This is a genomic window from Actinoallomurus sp. CA-142502, from assembly GCF_050936355.1.
GTDB lineage: Bacteria > Actinomycetota > Actinomycetes > Streptosporangiales > Streptosporangiaceae > Actinoallomurus > Actinoallomurus iriomotensis.
Genome location: NZ_JBNJMY010000001.1, coordinates 7,595,082 through 7,616,152, shown reverse-complemented (window position 1 = coordinate 7,616,152; position 21,071 = coordinate 7,595,082). Strand labels below are relative to the sequence as shown.

The following is a 21,071-nucleotide window of genomic DNA, read 5'->3' as shown; positions in this document are numbered from 1 at the left end:
GGGTCAGCTTCCGCTGGCCCCGACCGGCAGGCGCCCCGACGCCAGCACGGCGGTGGCCCCGCCGTCCTTCGGCAGGTGCGCGGCGAACCTCCACAGCCACGTGCCGTGGTAGTCGTGGCGGTACTTCTTCGGCCCGAAGGCGAAGAAGGGCTTGTCGGGCCGGTACCAGGCGGTCGGGTTGACGGTGCTGTAGTCGAGCGACTGCGTCGCGGTGTACCAGACGAACGCGCCGCCGTCGGCGGTCGCGAGCGCGTACACCGGGTAGTCGGCCGCCTTCCAGGTCGTGCCGCCGCGCCACGCACCGTCCTGCGTGATCTTGTTGACGTAGCCGTGCCACTGCGCGCCGAGCTTGGAGGTCAGGGCGCCGGCCGCGAAGCCCGATCCGCGCAGGCCCGCCGCGACGTTGGACAGGTACTCCGAGTGCGCGGCGGCGAGCTTCGCGGTGGCCGGGGTCGTCACCGCCGTGGCCGAGCCGTCCGCGCCCCGCGCGATGGTGGGGAACGACGCCTTGTTCTTCCAGGCGGAGGTGGCGAGCTTGTACGTTCCGCCGGTCTTGGCGAAGACGAGGAACTCCTCACCGTCGCCGTTGCTGGGCTTCGCGTCGACCGCGAACCAGTCGGCGTCGCGCGGGAGGTAGAACCGGGCCGAGTGGTAGGTGAACGGTTTGATCTTCGAGTCCAGCCCGGCGCGGGTGACCTTGTAGTCGGCCAGGTCGCCCTTGAGCATGGCCCCGGTCTCGATCGTGGACAACGTCGCGGCCGACAGGTGGGCGTTGGCCTGGTTGTTGACCTTCTGGTACTTGGCGAAGATCGCCCGTGCCTGCGTCTCGGTCAGCGCGCTCGCGGCCGGTGTCGTCCCCGACGCGGAGGGGCTCGGTGACGTCCCGCCGCCACCGCCGCCGTTGCCGCATCCCGCGGCGAGCATCCCAAGGGCCATGAGTCCGGCGACCGTCCGTGAGCGCACTTGATCTTCTCCGAGCTTCGGGGGACGAGAGCGCCCCGGCGCCGGACGTACCGGGCCGGGGCGTCACTCCGAGGCGAGGCGTGGAGCACCTCAGCTGTTGTGGATCATCAGCCTAGAGGGCTGCTCCTCCCGGTCGCCGCCTGGGTTGTCGGAAAGGCCCCTTTCGCGGAGACGCGAGCGCGCGGCGACGGAGTCTCCCGCGCCGCGCGCTCGCCGTGCGGCCTCAGATCTTGCGGATCACCACGATGGGCGTCTGCTCGTCCTCGTTGCCGGCCGGGTTGTCCGACAGGACCTTCTCCACCCACTTGCGGTCGACGCCCGCCGAGGCGCCGACGACCCACGCGCCCGTCAGGTTGTTGGCGTCGACGACGCAGACGTGGCAGCCGAGGGCCGCGGCGAGCTCCTCCGACAGCTTGTCGGGACGGCCGGGGCCGAAGAGCAGGTGGTGGTCGTGCGGTGGCAGGGCGGCGGCCACATCGTCAATCATCGCGGCGCCCGGCCCGGCGACGCGGTAGAACCAGCCGCGCTTGCCGACGAGCTTGCCGGCCGCGCCCGCGGCGGCGCCGAGCAGCACCTTCGCGCGCCCGGCCTCCATGATCGCGCCCTGCATGCCGGCCGGGCTGTGCAGCGGCCCGATCTTGCCGACGAACTTGCTGAGCTGCTTGGCCATGCCCTCCGGCGTGATCATCTCCAGCGGGATCATCCGGCCCTGACCGGCCGAGGCGGGGCTCTCGGACAGCGCGAGGATGTCGTCGGGACGCAGCTGGCCGGCGGTGGCCTCCTGGATCACCGGGAGGATGCCGGAGCGCAGCGTGATCATCCTGGTCTTGATGGGGATGCGGCGGGCGCCGACGGTCCGCTCGTCGACCGGCGCCACCGTCGGCGGCTTGGCCGGGGCCGTCTCGCCGAAGTGCTGGTGCAGCATCTCCCTGATCTGCATGTTGCCCGCGTAGATGGACGCGCCGCGCTGGAGGACATCGCGGGCGCCCGCGGGGTCGCCCGCCTCGAGCCGCAGGTGGGCCAGCAGGGTGTAGTCCGACGCGTAGACCAGGTAGTCGGGCGCCAGGGCGATCAGGTCGGTCTGGTACTTCAGGGCGCGGGGCTTGTCGCCCCGGTCCACCGCCCACTTCGACAGGCGCTTGAGCGCGTGCCGGCGCAGCTGGGAGTCGTTCACGACCGACTCCAGGAGCGCCTCGGCCTCGTCGAGGCGGCCGCCGTCCTTGAGGATGTCGGCCAGCGTCAGGGCGTACCAGGGGATGGTCGGGTACTTCTCGCGCGCCGAGCGGACGATGTCCGCGGCGCGGTTGTAGTCGCCCCGCCACTTGTAGACCTCGGCGAGCGCGGCCGTGGCGAACCGGGTGTCGCCGCCCGCCGCGATGGCCGCGTTGGCGATCTGCTCGCTCTTCCGGTCGTCGCGCTCGTTGGTGAGGACGAGCCACGACAGCAGCGACAGCCCGTCACCTTCGAGATCGGCCCGCTTCGACTCCAGGAGCTGCTGGGCCTCTTCCGGCTTACGGAGCCAGATGTCGTAGGCGCGGCTGGTGGTGCTCATTTGTCAGAACCTCATGCGTCGTCGGCTGTCTGCGGGAAGTCGGCCCATCATCGCAGACGCGGGCCGCGCCCGTGATGAAGGCGATCAACTGTGGTCCGGCCCCGAACCGGACCGGCCGGCGGAAACTACGGCCACAACATGTGGGTTTCCCACGGGCCGCGGCGGCCGGAGCGTTCGTACCGCAGCCGGGTGTGCACGCGGTCCTTGTCGGCCTGCCAGAACTCGATCTGGACGGGAACGAGGGTGTAGAGCGTCCACTCCGGGCTGACCAGAGCGGGGTCCGCCTCGATCCGGGCCAGCGCCGTGCGGAAGGCCTGGTCGCGGTCGTCAAGGCTCTCCAGGTGGCCGCTCTGGCGGCCCAGCAGCGCCTCGGCGCGGGCGGAGGGCGCACGGGCCAGCAGGTCGGCGGCGCTCTGCTCGGGAGAGGCGGGCTCCACGGCGCCCCGTACGCGTACCTGGCGGCCTTGCAGAGGCCAGTAGAAGGTGAGCGCCGCCCGGGGCACGTCCGCCAGGTGACGGCCCTTGGGACTGTCGGCGTGCACCGCGAACCGCCAGCCGCCGGCGTCCACGTTCTTGAGGATGAGGACCCGGGCGTCCGGGCCGCCCCGTCACTGCCGCCCATCGTGCCCCCTGCGCCGTCGGTGTCCCCGGCCGTCCATCCGCCTCGACCCTACTGAGGGGCCGCGACCGCGGCCTGGAGAACGTCCGCGTCTCCCCATGCGTCTCCCAAGGTCGGGCAAGGGCGTCGCGTCGGGGGTGGTCGGCTGCCCGGGCATGGCGTAATGGTCGATACCCTAGGTGCCCGTGGACCTCCTTGACTCCTGGCGCGATCTTCCTGCGGCCCAGCAGCCCGATTGGCCCGACCCCGCACAGGTGGGCGCCGTCGCCGACCAGCTCGCCAAGCTTCCGCCGCTCGTGTTCGCGGGCGAGTGCGACCAGCTCCGCGCACAGCTCGCCGCCGTGGCGCGCGGCGAGGCGTTCGTGCTGCAGGGCGGCGACTGCGCCGAGACGTTCTCCGGCGCCACCGCCGACGACGTGCGCAACAAGCTCAAGACCCTGCTCCAGATGTCGGTCGTCCTGACGTACGCCGCGAGCGTGCCGGTCGTCAAGATCGGCCGGATGGCGGGCCAGTTCGCCAAGCCGCGGTCGAAGCCGGTCGAGGTCCGCGAGGGCGTCGAGCTTCCCGCGTACCGCGGCGACATGGTCAACGGCTTCGGCTTCACCGCCGACGAGCGGACGCCGGACCCGGGCCGCCTGCTGCGGGCGTACCACGCCGCCGCGGTCACGCTGAACCTCTGCCGCGCCTTCACCCAGGGCGGGTACGCCGACCTGCGCCAGGTCCACGCGTGGAACCAGGACTTCGTGGCGGCCAGCCCGGCCGGGCGTCGCTACGAGCGGCTGGCGGGGGAGATCGACCGGGCGCTGGCGTTCATGCACGCCGCCGGCGCCGACCCGGAGGAGTTCCACCGCGTCCAGCTCTACTCCAGCCACGAGGCGCTGATCCTCGACTACGAGCGGGCGCTGACCCGCATCGACTCGCGCTCAGGCCTGCCGTACGACGTGTCCGGGCACTTCCTGTGGATCGGCGAGCGCACCCGGCAGCTCGACGGCGCGCACGTGGAGTTCATGCGGCACATCCGCAACCCGATCGGGGTCAAACTCGGCCCGACGACGTCCGCCGAGGACGCCCTGGCGCTCATCGACAAGCTCGACCCCGAACGCGAGCCGGGCCGCCTGACGTTCGTGATCCGCATGGGCGCCGGCCGCGTACGCGACGCGCTGCCGCCGCTGGTGGAGAAGGTCACCGCGAGCGGCGCGCAGGTCGCGTGGATCTGCGACCCGATGCACGGCAACACCTTCGAGGCCGAGAGCGGCTACAAGACCCGACGGCTCGACGACGTCATGGACGAGGTGGCGGGCTTCTTCGACGTCCACCGCGCGCTGGGCACCCACCCGGGCGGCGTCCACCTGGAGTTCACCGGCGACGACGTCACCGAGTGCGTGGGCGGCGGCCACGAGATCGTCGAGGACGACCTTCACCAGCGGTACGAGACCGCCTGCGACCCGCGGCTCAACCGCAGCCAGGCACTCGACCTGGCGTTCATGGTCGCGGAGATGTACCGCACGACGAAGTGAGGTCGGGGCCCCGAGCCCGGGGCCCCGTCACTCAGACGATGCGTACGGCCCCGGCGAACGGGCGGGTGGCCAGGTCGGCGACCCGCACGTGGTCGCCGGTGTGCGGCGCGTGGATGAACTTCCCGTCTCCGAGGTACATCCCCATGTGGTGGATGTCGGAGTAGAAGAACACCAGGTCACCGGGCTGCAGGTCGCTCCGTGAGACGTGGACGCCGGCGTTCCACTGGTCGCCGCCGTAGTGCGGCAGGTTGACCCCGACCTGCTTGTACGCCCACATGGTCAGCCCGGAGCAGTCGAACCCCTTTCCGGGCGTCGCGCCGCCCCAGACGTACGGGACGCCGAGCTGCGTCAGCGCCGCGCGTACGGCGCCGATCGCCTTGGTGGACCCGCCCGGGATCTCCGGCACGCTCTCGCCGTGCTCGGCGCGCTCGACGGCGTCCTTCAGCAGCGGACGGCGCAGCTTGTCGAGCGTCCGGCCGATGGTCGCCTTCTTCTGCGCGAGCTGCGCCTTGAGCAGCGTGGACCGCGAGGCCTGGTCACGGGCGTTCTGCCAGGCGCGCTCGGCGTTCTGGATCGCCTGGGTGAGCTGGCGGACCTGCGTGTCGTCCTGCTGGGTGAAGAAGTGCAGGGTCGCGGCCTGGTCCAGCAGTGCCTGCGGGTCCTTGGCGGAGAACAGCGCGGGTGCCTCGTCCGGCGCGCTGTTCATGTAGCGCAGCGCGGCCAGGCGGCCGACACGTTGCTGGATGCCCTTGAGGGCCTTGGTCTCACGTCGCGAGGTCGCCTTGGCGATCGCGCTGGCGCGCTGGGCCTGCCGCAGCCGGACCCGCAGCCCGTCGTACTGCTCGGTGAGCTGTTCGAGCTGGGTGTTGAGCTGGTCGGCCTGCTGCCGGAGCGCGTCGATGGCGGGTGCCGGCTTCGCCTCGGCCGCGGGTGACGGCAGGAGCAGTCCGGCGGTGAGAAGGATGCCGGCGACCACGGTGTGCTGGGTGCGGTGCGGCCTATGATGCGCTTTCGCGGTTCGCGAAGGCTCCATTCGGGTGCTCCTCTTTCTCCTGGGCCGCCTACCGGGTTAGCTGACGGGTTCGGGCAAGGAGAAGCCCTACCGGTTACGGATTCACCCCGGGACCGAGCGCGGTGGGAGAGCCCCCTGAAAGCGCTCCGCGAGTTGGGTCCCCGGCTCACCGGACGCGCTGGCTTGCGCGTGCGGCGACTCGGCGGTCCGGCCGGGAACCGGCCGGTGACACCGTGGGACACTAACGGACCGTGACGGGCCGGCCAACCGGAACATGCGGAGATGGTCCACCGTCTTCCAGGATGGTCACTGTGGGTGATGCCGCTCTGGCCCTTTCCGCCTAGGCGAGAGCGAAGTCCGGCTGCGGACGGTGCTGTATACGCCGACATCGCGGGAAACGCGTCGGCGGTCCGTGGCGGTGGCGTACGCCGTCAGGGGCCGTTCCGGCCGGTGCGGTGAACGCCTCTTTCCGGCCCGGAACCGATCGGATCCGCGTCGCGACCGCCGTTCACGCCGTCGGGGAACCCGCTCAGACGGTCCCGTACGTCGGTCATCGCGGTGATCTGTGGCGGACCCGCAGGACGGACCGTGCGTCTGGGTGCGCGCTCCTCGTGCGACGTCGATCCCGCCGTCGACGTGGATCACCGAGCCGGTCAGGCAGCCGGTCTCGGGGCGGGCGACGGCCGGATGATGGCGGCGTCGTTCACCAGGACGTCGATCCGCCCGAACACCTCGATGTCGGCGGCCACGATCCGGGCGGGCGCCTCGGCCGCGGCGACGCTGGACATTGACCTTGGGGGTCCCGGTCAAGCGGCGAGGTGAGGGGATGCCGGCGGCGGGTCCACCGCCCGGCCGGTCGTTCGGATCGACCGTCCGGCTCGCGCGGGACCGGATGAAAGCGGCACCGCCGGGCTGACCCGGAGAAACACCGAGGGCCCTCCCCACGGGCGGGGGAGGGCCGGCTCGGACTCAGACGTTGAGGGACTCGGCGGAGTCGGACTGGGAGACCGCGGAGTGGAGGGTGTTCCAGAACGCCAGCTCGACGTCCTCCTCCAGCTCGGTGATCTTGCCCCAGAACTCCTTGTCCTCGGCCAGTGCCGCGGCCTCCGCGGTCAGGGCCGGCATGACGGCCGTGCCGGCGTCGGCGGCGTCCAGGTCGGCCACGTTCATGTCGGCGGGCATCTCGACCGGCGTGCGGTGGTGCTTGCCGCGCTTGCGGACGCGGACGTTCGGGGCCGGCATCGGCATGCGGACCTTCGCCTTGCTCAGCGCCAACGCCACCGTGCCGAACACCACGACGCCCAGCAGCCCGGTGAGGGCGGCCTGCTGGTCGGCCAGCGGCGGCGCGGAGTCGTGCTGGGCCGTCGTCTGGGTCTCGTGCATGGGGGTGGCGGGCTGCTGGCCGATCTCCTTGGCGGCCGGCGGAGGCGCGGAGTGCTTCGGGACGTACTTCTGCTCAGCCGGGGCCGCCTTGACCTTCACCTTCGACGGGTAGCCGAAGCCGACGACCTGGCTGACGTCGCGGGTGGCGCGGCCCAGCTGGTCGTTGTGGTTGGCCTCGATCGTGTGCAGCGTGTGGCCGTGCACCGACTCGACGATGCCTACGTGCTCGATGTCGCCGATGCTCTTCCCGCCGTTCCACGAGAAGAAGACGATGGCACCCGGCTCGGGGTGGTGGCCCCACGCGTCGTGCTTCTTGAACCACTTCGCGTGATCCGGAGTGGAGGCGAACTCACCCGCGAAGTCTTCGACTCCGGCCTTGTCCGCCGCCCAGGCGAGGAACATGTCGCACCAGGCCGCGTCCTTGAAGACGGGGTCCTTGCCGACGTGCTTGCCGTACCAGTCGCCGAACTTGGTGTACCCGCTCGCCTTCTCGTGATAGCCGAGCTGGCCCTTGGCGACCTGCAGCAGTTTGTGACCTATCGGATCCATGTCTCCCCTTAAGCCGCCTACCGGGTTAGCTGACGGGTTCGGGCCAGGAGGAGCCCTACCGTGCGAGACGGATTCACCCCAAGGGACTTCGTGGGTCCCCGGTTCCCGCTGCACTGGGGGTGCAGCCGGATTCGGCGGTCGGTCTGTCACCTCCCGGGTGGAGGTAAGTCACAGCCCGATTACGGCGCAATGTATCTGAAGTGTCGCGAGAACGGCAACGCGTTCGCAGCGGAAAGTATGGAGCGAAGTACTTACCCACTGTAACCAAGTTGTGGGGCCGCCTCCCGCGCAACGGGGAAATTGCGCCTCTCATCTGCGGAAATGGCAGAGTGGTCAAGGGTGCCGCCAATGACGCGCCAATGGCGGCCGGCGCGCAGCGTAGTGATCGAACTTACGTCGGGCCGACCCTCGCTCGACCGGGTCGACCGGCTATGTCGGGAGATGCGGCGGTTCGTCCGACGGGCCAAACCCGCCCCGGCTAAAGCCGACAGAATGCCACAAAAGGCAACGACGCGAATGCGCAACGTAACCGTCAGAAACCTTCGACCGAAGGCGAAAAAAAGTCAAGGAGCGCCATGAGAGGAACGCCGGGAAGCACCCCCGTCGACCCGCGCGACGCGAAAAGCGCGTAATGCCCATGGGTGCCTGCCGCAGCGGGAAAGGAGGCCGGCCGGAGTTCGGCCGGCCTCCCCGGCAACGCGACGATGCGCCGCCCGCCAGGACGGCGTCGGGCCTCAGTCCACGGTCAGCACGATCTTGCCGCGCGTGTGTCCCTCCTCGCTCAGGCGCTGCGCCTCCGCCGCCTCCGAGAGCGGGAACGTCTTCGCGACCGGGACCGTCAGGCGGCCGTCGTCGACGAGCTGCGCCAGCGCCGCCAGGTCCGTGGGGTCCGGGCGGACGAACACGTACCGCCCGCCGCGTTCGGTCACCGACGGGTCGACGATCGACGCCCACCGGCCCTTGCCGGTCAGCAGGTCCGGCGTCACGTCGAGGGCCTCGCCGCCCACCAGGTCCAGCGCCGCCGAGACGCCGCCCGGCGCGAGCCGTCGCACCTCGTCCGCGAGCCCCGGCCCGTACGCCACCGGCTCGGCGCCGAGTGACCGCAGATGGTCGTGGTTGCGTGGGCCGGCCGTGCCGATGACCCGGGCGCCCCGCGCCAGCGCGATCTGCACGGCGAACGACCCGACGCCGCCGCTGGCGGCGTGGATGAGCACCGTGTCGTCCTCGTTCACCCCCAGCGCCTTCACCAGCGCCTGGTACGCGGTCAGGCCCGCGAGCGGCAGGCCGCCCGCCTCCGCCCACGACAGCCGCGCCGGCTTGCGGCCGAGCGTGCGCACCGGCGCGGCCACCAGCTCGGCGTACGTGCCGCGGCCCACGTGGTCCTCGCGCACGTACCCGATGACCTCGTCGCCCGGTGAGAACTCGCTGACGGCCGGTCCGGCGCGTTCGACCACGCCCGCCAGGTCCCAGCCGGGGACGACCGGGAAGTCGGTCTGGAAGAGCCCGTCGAGCCCGCCCTCGCGGATCTTCCAGTCCACCGGGTTCACCCCGGCCGCCTTGACGCGTACGAGGACGAAGTCGGGCCCGACCTTGGGCTCAGGCACGTCCGTGGCGAGTTTCAGCACGTCAGGACCGCCATATTGGTTCATCACGATGGCTTTCACACTGTGACCGTTACCCCCGGGACGCGAGGGTTCACACCGGCGGTTCAGCGAAAGCGCGCGTACACGGACAGGCCGAGCAGGATCATGATCAGCGGACCCAGCACGGTCAGCGCGGCGAACAGCGCGCTGCGGCCCGCCTGGTGCCCGTACGGGACCAGCGAGGGCGCGCGGCCCGCCACCGGCCAGGGCTCGCTGAGCTCGTCCGCCGCCGGCCGGTCGTCGAACGCCGGGTCGACCTGACCGCTCAGCGGCAACCCGGCCGCCCAGCCGAACAGGTCGGCCAGCGCCGCGGGCGGGCTGTCGAGGCCGGACGCGAAGTAGCGGACCTCGGCGGCGGTGCGCTCGAGCGTACGGATCGTGTTGCCGAGGCCGAGCCCCTCCAGCCAGCCGCGCGCGTCGCCGTCGAGGCTCGTGCCCACCGCGGTGCGGCGCAGCACGTCGGCCTTGGTGACCACCACCGCGATGCGCCGCTGCCGGCCCTGGTCGGCCCGCGAGCGCAGCTCGGCCAGCAGGCGCTGCAGGGTGTCGGAGGGGTCCTCGTCGGAGGTCGCGGTCGTCTGCTCCACGAGGCGGCGTTCGTCCGTGGTGAGCGCGGACCGCAGCTCCGGCAGGGCGAACGGGTCGATGACGAACAGCAGCGCCTCGCCGTGGTCGAGGTAGCGCAGCCGCTCGACCCGCGTGGCGCCCGTGTGCAGCTCGCCGGCCGGGTCGAACAGGTACAGGATCCGGTGCGCGGCCGGCAGCGTCAGGTCGAGCATGGTGGCCACGGGCAGCTCGGGGCCGGTCTTGGCGAGCCGCCCGCCGCGGTCGAGTTCGGCCACCGCCCCGGCGTACGCCCGCGCGTCGCGCGCCTCGACGAAGTCCGCGCGGCCCCGCGCGCCGGCGGCGCTCGCGCGCAGCGCCCGTACGGCGAGGAACATCAGCGTCGTCTTGCCCGCCGCCGGACCGCCGACGAACGGCAGCGGCTCCACCCGCGCCCGCCCGATCCGGCCGGGCAGCCGCCGGTGACAGTGCGGGCAGTACGCGCCGAGGCGGAACCGCCCGAGCAGGATCGTCGTGGGCAGCCGCGCGCCGCAGCGGCACACGTGACGGAACGCGCCCAGGCGGTTCGGCACGAGCCGGGAGTGGTGTTCGTCGCACCGGGGGCAGGAGTACTCCGGCAGCGCGAACCGCTGGTAGCAGCCCGCGTGCGGGCACGCCAGCAGGATCCGGCGGTAGGCCATCCAGACGCGCTCGACCGCGCCGAGCACCACCACGCACACCGACCACACGGCCAGCCCGGCCGCCGCCATCGCCGCCGCGGCCAGGACGAACGCCAGCACCGCGACGGCGAGCGGCAGCACGGACAGCGCCATGCCGGCGCACAGCCCGAACCACAGGGGGAACAGCGCGAGCCCCTGCGGCGGCTTCAGCAGCGTCTCGGTCAGCGTGGCGGCGGCCCACCGGGCCTGCGTCACGCACCAGGGCACCGTACGGCGTTCGAGGGCCACCATGTCGTGCCACACCTGGACCAGCAGGTAGTGCGGGTAGGCGGGGTCCGGCGGCCCGGGCGCGGGACGCCGGACCGGGGACGGCCCGTCCACGGCGGTGGCGGTGAGCGTACGCCAGGCGACGGTGAAGAACCGGCCGAGGCCCAGGCCGAACCCGGCGAGCAGGGCGAGCACGAGGGCGACCGGCAGCACGAACACGCACTCGGCCGCGACCAGACCGACCCACACGATGACGACCAGCGCGTACACGACCGGCACGGCGTCACGCTCCCCGTCGCCGCAGCGCCCGCCACGCCGACGCCAGCGCCGGGTCGCGGTCGGTGAGCGCCGACTCGACGTGCCGCCGGGCGAACCGCCCGAGCCCGTCGCCCCACGCCGTGAGCCGGGGGACCGGCGTCCGCGCCCGGTGCAGGCGCACCTCGATCTCGGCGAGGTCCACCCGGTCGTCCCGGCCGGGACCGGCGTCGAGCCAGTGGCCGGTGAGCTCCCGGCGTACGGTGTCGGTGGTCGCGGCCAGTACCTCGGCGCGTGACCGCGCCGGCCGTTCGGTGAGCGCCGCGGCGACGCTCGCGCACACCCGCCCGGTCAGCGGGTCGCCGGCGTCCATCCGGCCGAGGACGCGGGCCATCTCCGACTCGGCGCCGGCTCGCAACGCCTCGCGGTGTGCGAGCACGGTCCGCGCCGGACCGGCCAACTCGGGCAGCCGGTCGCGGATCAGCTCGGCGAGACGTACGGTCTCCGGCGCGTCGAGCGGCGCGGACGCGAAGACCCGCCGCGTCAGGCTCCGGAGCGCGGCGAACCGTGCCATCGCCGGGCCGAGCCGTTCGACGAGGCGTTCGCAGTCGTCCGGCGTCGGCGGAGCGTCCCATAGCGCGTCGAGCAGCTCCTCGATCTCCGGCAGCCCGTACGGCTCCAGCTCGATCAGGCGGGCCGTGGCCTCGTGCCGGTCGGCGCGCGCGGACAGGACCAGCCCGCCGGTACGGGGAGTGCGGGTCCAGTCGCGATCGCCGAGCGCCGCGCGGGCGTCCGGCGTGAGCATCGCCCGTCGGACGCCGGACTCGGCGCGTTCGAGACCGGCCAGGATGCCGCCGACCAGGGCGGCACGCCGGGCGCGGGGCGTCGCGCGCACGGCGGCGGCGATGTCGCCCGCGCCGCGCCGCGCGCACGCCGCGGCGGCCGCGGTCACGTCGTCGTCCGCGATCCGGCCGCCGACCTCGTCGGCGAGCCGGACGACGTCCGCCAGCGCGTCCAACCCGGACGCCTGCGCGAGCGCGGCGCGGAAGCGCGCGGGCAGGCCGTCGCGGAGCCGGAGCACGGGCAGGCGCTCGCGCAGTGACGGGTCGGCCAGGGCCAGCTCCACGCAACGCTCGGCGATCTCCGGTGCCACGTGCGCGAGCGCGGCGGCCAGCTCGAACCCGAGACCGGGCAGGGCCGGCGCCAGCGCCGGCCACAGCCAGGAGGGCGCCCCGCCGCACCGGACGAGCGCGGCGGCGGCCGACTCCTCCGCGGCGGACACAGACGTCTCCCCGCGGCACAGGGCGAGCAGCGCCGCCGCCCCGTCGGCCGAGGCGAGCGCGTGATGGCCGCCGGCCGGGACGCGGTGAAGCGGCTCCGCCACGCGCACCGACGCGGTGGCGGTCCGCCCGCCGGCCGACGACGCCGCGGCGTGGAACCGTCCGGTCCGGCCCTCGTCCGCGTCCGAGCCGAGCGTGGTGTCCTCGGCCGGACCGGACGTCAGCAGCTCGCCGACGGCGTCGATGCCGTCCAGGTCGCCCGTACGCCAGCAGTCCGCGATCACGCGGGAGAAACGGCCCGGGCGTTCGCCGTCGCCGGGGACCGGCTCGCTCAGCCGAAAGCCCCCGCGCGGCCACGCCTCCGGCACGGTGCCCACGACCAGCTGCGACGCCGACTCCGGGTCGGCGGTGTAGGTGATGAACGACAGGTGGGCGGCCAGCGGCGCCGGCAGGGAATAGGACACCAGCGCGATCCAGCGCGCGACGAGCGCCGCGTCGTCGGCGACCAGCACGACCCGCCCGTGCCCGTCCGCGAGGGCGGCCGTCACCGCGTCGAGCAGGACGGCCAGCCGGTCGTGGGCGCCCTCACTCCGGAGCCAGGCGACGAGCGAGTCGGGGTCGAACGCCGTGCCGGGGACCAGGTCCGGCGCCGCGCCGGGCGGCCCGTCCCACACCGGCGACTCCCACAGCTCGATCGGCCGCAGTCCCTCCAGCTCCTGCGGCGCCGCGACCACGGCGTGCCCGGAGAAGTTCCCGTACCGGCCCGAGTAGTCGCGGCCGGTGTAGCGGCAGCGCACCAGCACCGCGTGGTCGCCCTCCCGCCCGTACGCGAAGGCGACCGGGAAGGCGGCGAGCTCGTCCGGCGCGGGCGCGGACGGCGCGGACGGCGGCGGCCGGTAGCTCATGTACGGCGTGACGGCGCCGACGACGTGCGGCGGAGTGCCCGGAGTCGTGGCGACGAACTGGAAACCGGATCTGCCGGTCGGGCCGGACTCCACCGAGGTGTACCGCAGGTCCCAGGCCATCAGCGGGCCCCGTCGAGCATCCCGAACTGGTGCAGCAGCCACAGCAGCGGATCCTCGACGCGGTACGGCCGGATCCCGCCCGTGCCCACCGCGCCCTCGCGGGGCACGCCGCCGAGCGCCGAGACGCCGAACAGGCCGTACTCGGCGTACTCGTGACTCAGGTAACGGTCCAGCTCACCGGCCTGCCAGTCGTACAGCAGCGCGCGTACCTGCTCGTGCACCGCCTCGCGGTCGTTCAGGTCGAGCGCGGCCGTCGCGGTGCGGTTCCGCTGGAGCGCTCCGTCGAGCGGCAACGCGTCGATCTTGGTGAGGGCGACCGCGGCCGGTACGGGGAGCCGCCGGCCGTGGGGGAGGTCCCGGCCGACGTGGAGCAGCTCGGTGACCCGGGCGATGACGTTGATCGGCTCGCCGTCGGGATCGCCGCCGCCCGACTTCAGCTCCAGCGGGTCGACCAGGAAGATGATCGCGTCCGCCGCCGCGAGATAGCGCAGGTGCAGATCGGTCACGTCCCGGCTGCGCAGGTCCTCGCCGGCCGTGTCGAACAGGACCAGCGTCAGCGACATGTCCTGCTGCCGCAGGCGCCGCCGGCGGGTGCGGGTGAGCAGGTAGACGAGCGGGTCGCGCGGCGTGGTCACCGCGCTCGCCGTGGCGGGCAGCAGCCGCCGGTCGCCGAACAGCGGGCGGTGGAAGTCGCGCTTGTAGCGCTCGATGGTGCGGTCGTCGCAGGCCACGAGCGCGGTGCCCAGCTCGGCCCCGATGCGGTGCGACAGCTCGTGCAACAGCACGGCGATGTAGGTGCTCTTGCCGGAGTTCTTCGCTCCGACGAGCGCGACGATCTTCCCTGGCGTCTCGCAGTACGCACCGGGCAGCGGGTTGTGGCACTCGGGACAGACCCGGCGGGCGGTGTCCTGGCCGCACTCCGGGCAGGTCGCCCGGCGCGGCGTCCCGCGCCCGAGCCGCCGAGCCGCCGGCGGCGGGTCGAAGTACGGCGGCAGCGAGGCGGACGCGGCCGACCCGGTGTACGCGGCGAGCCTCTCATCCAGCCGCGGCGCGCAGCCGGGACCCCGCCCGGAACTGCCGGCGCAGCGGAACCCGATCCGCTCACGCGCCAGCCGGGCGAAGCAGTAGGGACACGTGATCGACGACATCAACGCACCCCCACCCGGGGCCGGCGAGCGGGCGAGGACGGAGGAGCGGAGCGGACATGAGACGGCATCAACGCACCTTCAGGTCGCGGACCGGAGGATCGCGGAGCTCGACCGCGGGGTCTTCGGCGAAGCAGCGGAGCCAGTACGGGCGTCGCAGCCGCGGCAGCCCGGCCGACAGGCGCGCCGGAACCTCGACGTCGTCCCAGCTCATCACCGTCTCTCCGTCCGCCGGCCGCTGGGGCATCGGACCGGAGCGGGCGACGAGCACCAGCCGCCGCACCCGGGTCGGCGCCGCCCCGGTGAGCGTCACGACCAGCGGGCCGCGCAGGTGGGAGCGGCGCAGTTCGTACCCGACGATCGTGCGGCCGGGCACCACGGTGCGGACCGGCATGCCGGTGACGCGGCGGCCGTACGCGGTCGCGGCCGCGGCGACCTCGATGGTCACCGCCTCACCGCCCGGCGAGGGGAGGCGGACGCCGCCGTGGGCGTCGTACCCGGCGCGGCCGATCGGCAGGCGGCTCTCCTCGCCGTCGCCGCAGCGCCAGCGGACCTCGGCCTCGGTGACGTCCGTCGGCCAGTCGAAGCCCAACGTGATCATCTCGCCGCGGCGTTCGGCGATGAGCTCGCGCGGCGGCGTGAGGTTCACGTGCTCGCGGTGGGCGCCGATCGTCGCGACGTCGCCGCTCACCGACACGGCGAGCAGGACGCCGGGGCCGGCGTGCAGCGCCACGCCGCCCGGGACGGGCGCGGTGCGCAGGACGCGCCCGGCGCGGTGCACCTCCTCGACGGCGAGCGTGGTGCCGGCCGGCCACGGCGGCGGACCGGGCATCGCCACCATCTCCACCTGCCCGTGCGGCGGCTCGTCGTAGGTGACCACGAGGTGCCCGGCGGGGTCCTGCTCGACGCTGAGGTCGCGGACCGGATCGGGCCGGGCGGCCGGTGTCGCCGCGACGTGCACGCCGGAGGTGATGGTCTCGTGGCCGTCGGCGCTGAGATAGGCGGCGGCGACCCGGTAGTGGTACGTGGTGCCGTTCGTCACCGTCTCGTCGCGGAAGCCGCCGCGCTCGGTCGGGACGGGCGTGCCGTCGCGGGTGACCAGCACCCGCACCGCCTCGGGCGGCGCGGTGAACCGCCCGGCGACCACGCCGTCGGCGGCCCGGACGAACACGTCGGCCGGCTCCGGGCGCACGTGCAGCGGGCCGGCCACGGCGGGCGCCGACGCCGCCGTGCCGCGCACCGCGAACACGGCATAGAAGAGAGGTGCGTTGAGCGGCGGCGCCGGGTCACGGGCGAAGCCGCCGCCGGAGGGCAGCGTCTCGCCGTCGCCGGGGTGCCGGGGAACGCGGCCGAGACAGCGGGCGACGACGTAGCCGATCTCGCCGACCCGCGACGGGGTCGGCGCCCACGACAGCGCGACCTCGTCGCCCTCGACCACCGCCTCCATCCGGCCGGGAGCGCGCGGCGGCAGCCCGGCCTGCAGGTCGGCGGCGCCCGGCAGGTCGCCGACGAGCCGCAGCGCGTCGGCGAGCCGCAGCCACGCCTCGTCCGGATCGGTCAGGACCAGGGCGGCGGCCTCCTGGCGCAGCGCGGTCGCGGAGGAGATGCGCCGTCGTGCCTCGGCGGCCAGCAGCTCCGCGTCGCCGGTCAGCTCGGCCGGCCCTGCCACCGACGCCAGCTCGGCCGCGGCGTGGATCTCACCGGCGTCGATGAGGTCGCGAAGCCGCGCGGCCAGCCCGCCGGCCACGCCGCTCTCCCGGATCACCGAGAACACCAGCCGCCGCGCGTCGTCCTCGTCCACGCCCAGGTCGTCGATGGCGAACCGGAGCAGCGCGCCCTCGGAGGCCCGCTGCTGGTGCCGCTCGCGCAGCCGGGCCACCACGTCGTACAGGACCAGCTCGGCGACGTCGTCGTATTCGACGGCCGCGCTCGCCGCGTGTTCGGTGGTCGCGCTCGCCGCGTGTTCGGTGGTCGCGCTCGCCTCCTCACTCGCTCCGCGGGCGGCTCGTTCCTCACCACCCACTCCGCTCGCTCGTCGGCTCGCCGCTTCGGCACGCTTGAGCGCGACGAGCACGGTGTCGGCGTTGGTGCGGTTGCCGTCGTGCGGGCGGCGGCTCCACTGCTCGGCCACCCGCCGGATGGCCGGCCGCAGGTCCGGCACCGGTCCGAGGACCCGGCCGGCCCGCGGCTCCCCGGTGACGAACTCGCGCAGGTGGCGCGCGCCGAGGGCGTCGAGCGCGTCACGGGCGCGCGGATAGCCGGCGTACGGGGGCGCGGCGGGCAGGACGTCGGGCTCGCGGATCTCGATGCCGGCCTCGCGGGCCAGCTCGGCCGCCTCGCCGCCGATCTCGCGCAGGTCGCCGGGGGCGAGCGTCCTCATCTCCCCGGCGGCGTCGAGCAGCCGGGTGCGCAACTCGGCGCGGCGCCGGCCGGCCCGGTCGGCGGTCGTGGTCAGTTCGGCGCGCAGCGGCGCCAGGTCGCCGAGCGCGGCCCGCTCGAACAGCGGCGCGAGCTTGAGATGGTCGCCCTCGAGACGATCGATGAGCCGGCGGAAGCGCAGCTGCCCGCGCGACTTGCGCCAGCACATCCGGACGCGTTTGACGCTCTCGGCCACCTCACGGCAGTTGAGCGGCTCGACCAGGGCGTACCGCACCCGCAGATCGTCGGGCGGCTGGTTGCCGGCCGCCCTGGCGGGCTCCAGCACCTCTCGGACATAGCGCTGCTCGTCAAAGACCATGTGATCCGGTGCGGTCGCTACGACTGTTGGAGAACCCCCGCCCGTCGCGAGCGGCGTCCGGGAGGTGCGCCGCAAGGCGGGGAAGGGAGCCGGCCCGGTGCCGGTCGGGGACCGACGGCGGCGTCTCGGTCGTGCCGGGTGCGGGTGTCGGGGGCGCGTGGAGGCAGTCGGTCGGGACCGGCGCATCCGGCCCGCCGCGCGGCGACGCGGCGGGGCGCCTCCCGGGCGTCGCGCAGTAGGGCATGGGGGTCTCCACCGGTCTTTTCAGTCCACGCGGACGTGAGCGAGGTCCGTGCGGGACTCCTGGACGTCGTCCTCGGACATGCCGCCGACGCGTACGTCGAGCGTGAGCTCCTCGGCCGTCTCCTTCTCCACCGCGGTGACGTGCAGGAGCCCGGAGGTGTCGAGGGCGAACGTCACCTCGATCGGATAGCCCGCCGGTTTGCCCGGCGGGATCTTCAGCTCGCCGTCCGCGATCGGGTTGTTGTGCGCGACCTCGGTCGACTCGGCGCTGCCCGCCTGCTCCACCACGATGATCTTGACGATCGTCTGGTCCTCGTCGACGGTGCCGAACTCGCGGGACTTGCCACGGGGCAGCGCGTCGTTGGCGTGGACGAGGTGGACGACGTGCTCCTGCTCGGTCACCGGGTCCAGCGCGATCACCCCGAAGGCGCGGGAGGCGACCGTGGTGATCTGCCGGGACGCCATGCGCTCCTGCTCGGCCTCGGACAGGCCGGCGCGCGAGGCCAGGTCGAGCGCCTTGTCGGTCTCTCCCTTGGCCAGCAGCTGGCGGTAGGTCTCCTCGAAGGCGTACAGCGCCGCGCCCTTGGCCACCGCGAGGTCGGGGTCCTGCAGCTTCGGCTTGAGCGACAGCTCGTTGGCCAGCCGCTGCGGCACCGCGGGCATCTTGGTGGAGCCGCCGACGAGGACCAGGTCGTCGTAGTCCTTGACGCCCTTCTCGGCGGCGGTCGCCAGCGTGCGCCCAGTGATCTCGATGGTGCGGTCGAGCAGGTCCTTGGTGATCTCCTCGAACTTGTCCCGCGTGAGCTCGACCGTGGCGACCCGGCCCTCGTGCATGACGCGCACGACGTGGCGGGTGCGCAGCGACAGGGCCTTCTTCGCCTCTTCGGCGTCGTGGCGGAGCTGCTGTTCGGTGTGCGGGTCCTCGAGCGGGTCGCCGACGTCGGGGTGCTCCTCGGCGAAGCGCTCGGCGAGGTGCTCGACCACGCGGGCGTCCCAGTCGGCGCCGCCCAGCTCGTGGTCGCCGTCGGTGCACACGACCCCGATGTCGCCGTCACGAAGTGTGATCACCGTCGTGTCGAACGTGCCGCCGCCGAGGTCGTAGACCAGGATCGTGCGGTCCTGGTCGGGGTTGAGCACGCCGTAGGTGATCGCGGCCGCGACCGGCTCGGAGATGATGTCGATGACGTTGAGCCCGGCGATGTGACCGGCCTTGCGGGTCGCGTCGCGCTCGGCCGCGCCGAAGTAGGCGGGCACGGTGATGACGACGTCGTCGGCGTCCTCGCCGGTGGTGGCCTTCGCGTCTGCGACCAGCTTGCGCAGCACGAACGCGGAGATCTCCTCGGGGGAGTAGTCGCGTCCGTGCAGCTCGCGCGTGACCTCGTGGCCCATGTCCCGCTTGATGAGGCTCACCACCAGGTCGGGGGAGAGCACGGCGGTGTCCTTCGCCGGGGCGCCGACCACGACATTGTCGGCGGACTCGAAGTAGACGACCGACGGTGTCGTGTCGGTGCCCTCCATGTTGCGCAGAACGGTGGGACGGCCGACGTCGCCGATGCGTGCGATGCAGGAATGGGTCGTGCCCAGATCGATTCCGTAGACAGCCATGTCAATCCCCTCCGACCGGGTCGGCCGCCGTTCGGGCGACGATCACCTCGGCCCGTCGTACGACCTTTTCGCCGCGGACGAAGCCGGTGCGCCGGACCGTCGTGACGGTGCCGTCCAGTGCGGCGTCGTCCACATCGTGCGTGCCGGCAGGGCGGTGCCGTGCCGGATCGAACGGGTCGCCCTCGTGCACGGGCATGCGCTCGACCCCCGTCCGCGCGATGATCTCGGCCAGCTCTTCGGCGATCGCCGCCAGGAGCGTGGGTGTGTGTGCTGGGTCCGCGCTCTCCCGCTCCGACTCGCGCCGGACCAGGTCATAGAGGCGGTAGAGCGATGTGCGCACCGGCTCGAAGGCGGCCTGCAGCTCGTTGTGCCGCAGCCGGCCGTTCTCCTCGTGCAGCCGGTCGATGACGCGCTCACGGTGTGCGGCCCGGTCGTGCTCACGGCCCGCCGTCTTCGCGAGGTCGGCCAGCACAGTGTGTATCTGCGTGAGAGATGCCGCGATCGCCCCGTCGGCGGAGGCCGACGGGGGCGTGGTCCCGTCCTTGGGGGAAGAGGGGTCATCGGGCATTGGATCTCGCACCATAACTCTGAGTGAGCGAACTCGCCAGTCCCATTGTGTCCATGCCCGGATGCGGACACCAGCCTTATCGCCACTTCAGTTGGCTCTGGCGGAAACCCCTGTCGGCGAGCCTTGACCCCGCGTTGACTTCCAAACCGCGCCTGAATATGACAGAAGGGTATTCATCGGGCGCGCGTCACCGTTCCCGCGGCCGACCGGTGCGAACGGCCGGCCGAACGGCCGAAGCGCCATTCCGTAATCGCGGTGAAACGGCTCCCCCAGGGAGAGCGCGGCCGTTCTCCGCCCGTCTTCCCGGGCGGCGCCCGGCGGCCGGGCGTCCCGCGCCGCCGGGCCGTGTTTCACAGGCCCGGGGGCCTGTGAAACACGACTCAGCGGAGGGCGGCGCCCGGCTGCCGCTGGCGCTCGGCCATGACCTCCAGCACGTGCTCGACCAGAGTGATCAGCACCTGCTTGCCGGACTCCCGCTTGCGCACGTCGCACAGGATGACCGGGATCTTCGGGTCCAGGTCCAGCGCGGCCCGGATCTCCTCGGTGTCGTACCGGACGGCGCCGTCGAAGCAGTTGACCCCGATGATGAACGGGAGCCGGCGGCGCTCGAAGTAGTCGATCGAGGGGAAGCTGTCGGCGAGACGCCGGGTGTCGGCCAGCACGACCGCGCCCAGCGCGCCCAGCGCGAGCTCGTCCCACATGAACCAGAACCGGTCCTGACCGGGCGTGCCGAACAGGTAGAGGACCAGGCCGTCGCGGATCGTGATACGGCCGAAGTCCATCGCCACGGTCGTCGTGGTCTTGCGCTCGACGCCGGAGACGTCGTCGACGCCGACGCTGCGGTCGGTCAGCTGTTCTTCGGTGCGCAGCGGCCGGATCTCGCTGACCGCGCCGACCATGCTGGTCTTGCCCACACCGAATCCGCCCGCCACGAGGATCTTCACGGCGAGCGGCATGGCAGCGCCCCGCGAGGGGTCAGAGCGCTTGGAGTCCATTCAGCACTTCCTTCAAAAGCCGTTCATTGGGGAGACGATTGTCCGGCTCGGGCCGTCTGACGGCGATCAGCCCGTGGTCCAGTAGGTCACCGAGCAACACCCGGACAACGCCGAGGGGAAGTCTCATCTTCGCCGAAACCTCGGCCACGGAGAGCGGGCGTACGCACATCTCGAGGATCGCGATGTGCTCCGGCCCGGCTCCGGCGGGTGCGAATTGGGAGGTCGCGGCCGTCGCGATGATGGCGATCAGCTCGAAGCCCTCTCGGGACGCGCGTGTACGGCCCCTCGTCAGTGCGTACGGCCGGACGACCGGCCCGGCCTCGTCGTCGAGCCATTCGCTCATTCAACCGCCCCGCCCGCAGGCCGCACGCGGGGGAACCGGGCCGATCGCGTCCCGGGACCCGCGTCTGCCTCTCGGATCGATGGTGCGGCGCCGCTGCCGGATGAGCCGCCGCGACACCGCCGTTCTCATGTGCTCGCTCATCCGACG

16 protein-coding genes, 1 pseudogene and 2 riboswitches are annotated in these 21,071 nt (G+C 72.9%); of the genes and pseudogenes, 1 reads left to right on the top strand and 16 read right to left on the bottom strand.

The genetic code is table 11. The features are described from left to right. Positions 1-3: 3 nt before the first annotated feature. From ACQEV1_RS35690 to ACQEV1_RS35675, 4 genes and pseudogenes are all read right to left on the bottom strand, one after another. Positions 4-963: a hypothetical protein gene (locus ACQEV1_RS35690; protein ID WP_433400012.1), complete on the bottom strand. Its 960-nt coding sequence runs from the start codon at positions 961-963 to the stop codon at positions 4-6. 223 nt (positions 964-1,186) lie between these two features. Beyond that, positions 1,187-2,515 (bottom strand): tetratricopeptide repeat protein, encoded by a 1,329-nt coding sequence (locus tag ACQEV1_RS35685; RefSeq protein ID WP_285576709.1) that lies wholly within the window; start codon positions 2,513-2,515, stop codon positions 1,187-1,189. Positions 2,516-2,640: 125 nt separating this feature from the next. Continuing rightward, positions 2,641-2,952 (bottom strand): pyridoxine 5'-phosphate oxidase C-terminal domain-containing protein, encoded by a 312-nt coding sequence (locus ACQEV1_RS35680; protein ID WP_433406031.1) that lies wholly within the window; start codon positions 2,950-2,952, stop codon positions 2,641-2,643. After that, positions 2,944-3,108: pseudogene (locus ACQEV1_RS35675) on the bottom strand (pyridoxamine 5'-phosphate oxidase family protein); the annotation flags it as partial. The gene ACQEV1_RS35680 and the pseudogene ACQEV1_RS35675, both read right to left, overlap by 9 nt. Positions 3,109-3,319: 211 nt before the next feature. Between ACQEV1_RS35675 and ACQEV1_RS35670 the strand changes: the two are divergent. After that, the gene (locus ACQEV1_RS35670; protein ID WP_432705653.1) at positions 3,320-4,651 is read left to right on the top strand and encodes a class II 3-deoxy-7-phosphoheptulonate synthase; all 1,332 of its coding nucleotides are present in this window, start codon (positions 3,320-3,322) and stop codon (positions 4,649-4,651) included. A gap of 31 nt (positions 4,652-4,682) precedes the next feature. Here ACQEV1_RS35670 and ACQEV1_RS35665 read toward each other — a convergent pair whose 3' ends face one another. From ACQEV1_RS35665 to ACQEV1_RS35610, 12 genes are all read right to left on the bottom strand, one after another. Beyond that, on the bottom strand, positions 4,683-5,684 hold the full coding sequence (locus tag ACQEV1_RS35665) for a C40 family peptidase (RefSeq protein WP_285632720.1): 1,002 nt from the start codon (positions 5,682-5,684) through the stop codon (positions 4,683-4,685). An 11-nt stretch (positions 5,685-5,695) separates the two neighbouring features. After that, a riboswitch (cyclic di-AMP (ydaO/yuaA leader) is annotated at positions 5,696-5,857 on the bottom strand. Positions 5,858-6,316: 459 nt separating this feature from the next. Further along, complete coding sequence (locus ACQEV1_RS35660) at positions 6,317-6,451, bottom strand: hypothetical protein (protein WP_285632723.1); 135 nt, start codon at positions 6,449-6,451, stop codon at positions 6,317-6,319. A 181-nt stretch (positions 6,452-6,632) separates the two neighbouring features. Beyond that, positions 6,633-7,595, bottom strand: a complete 963-nt coding sequence (locus ACQEV1_RS35655) for a CHAP domain-containing protein (protein ID WP_285632726.1) — start codon at positions 7,593-7,595, stop codon at positions 6,633-6,635. Further along, a riboswitch (cyclic di-AMP (ydaO/yuaA leader) is annotated at positions 7,594-7,742 on the bottom strand. (Overlaps the previous gene by 2 nt.) Positions 7,743-8,329: 587 nt before the next feature. After that, positions 8,330-9,259, bottom strand: coding sequence for an NADP-dependent oxidoreductase (locus ACQEV1_RS35650; protein WP_285632728.1), 930 nt, complete (start codon positions 9,257-9,259; stop codon positions 8,330-8,332). A 44-nt stretch (positions 9,260-9,303) separates the two neighbouring features. Then, the gene (locus tag ACQEV1_RS35645; protein ID WP_433400006.1) at positions 9,304-11,007 is read right to left on the bottom strand and encodes a TRAFAC clade GTPase domain-containing protein; all 1,704 of its coding nucleotides are present in this window, start codon (positions 11,005-11,007) and stop codon (positions 9,304-9,306) included. A gap of 4 nt (positions 11,008-11,011) precedes the next feature. Beyond that, the gene (locus ACQEV1_RS35640) at positions 11,012-13,288 is read right to left on the bottom strand and encodes a hypothetical protein (RefSeq protein WP_433400003.1); all 2,277 of its coding nucleotides are present in this window, start codon (positions 13,286-13,288) and stop codon (positions 11,012-11,014) included. After that, a complete protein-coding gene (locus tag ACQEV1_RS35635) occupies positions 13,288-14,436 on the bottom strand; it encodes a TRAFAC clade GTPase domain-containing protein (protein ID WP_433400000.1) in 1,149 nt (382 codons plus the stop codon). Before ACQEV1_RS35635 ends, ACQEV1_RS35640 begins: the two co-directional genes overlap by 1 nt. 67 nt (positions 14,437-14,503) lie before the next feature. Beyond that, positions 14,504-17,170: a hypothetical protein gene (locus tag ACQEV1_RS35630; protein WP_433399997.1), complete on the bottom strand. Its 2,667-nt coding sequence runs from the start codon at positions 17,168-17,170 to the stop codon at positions 14,504-14,506. Positions 17,171-17,434: 264 nt separating this feature from the next. Next, complete coding sequence (locus ACQEV1_RS35625) at positions 17,435-19,018, bottom strand: Hsp70 family protein (RefSeq protein WP_285576732.1); 1,584 nt, start codon at positions 19,016-19,018, stop codon at positions 17,435-17,437. A 1-nt stretch (position 19,019) separates the two neighbouring features. Further along, positions 19,020-19,586 (bottom strand): nucleotide exchange factor GrpE, encoded by a 567-nt coding sequence (locus tag ACQEV1_RS35620; protein WP_433399994.1) that lies wholly within the window; start codon positions 19,584-19,586, stop codon positions 19,020-19,022. Positions 19,587-19,966: 380 nt separating this feature from the next. Then, a complete protein-coding gene (locus ACQEV1_RS35615) occupies positions 19,967-20,581 on the bottom strand; it encodes a GTP-binding protein (protein WP_285632744.1) in 615 nt (204 codons plus the stop codon). Then, entirely contained in the window at positions 20,562-20,924 is a 363-nt protein-coding gene (locus tag ACQEV1_RS35610) for a DUF742 domain-containing protein (RefSeq protein WP_285632747.1), read from the bottom strand. The genes ACQEV1_RS35615 and ACQEV1_RS35610 overlap by 20 nt, the downstream gene beginning before the upstream one ends. Positions 20,925-21,071 lie beyond the last annotated feature (147 nt).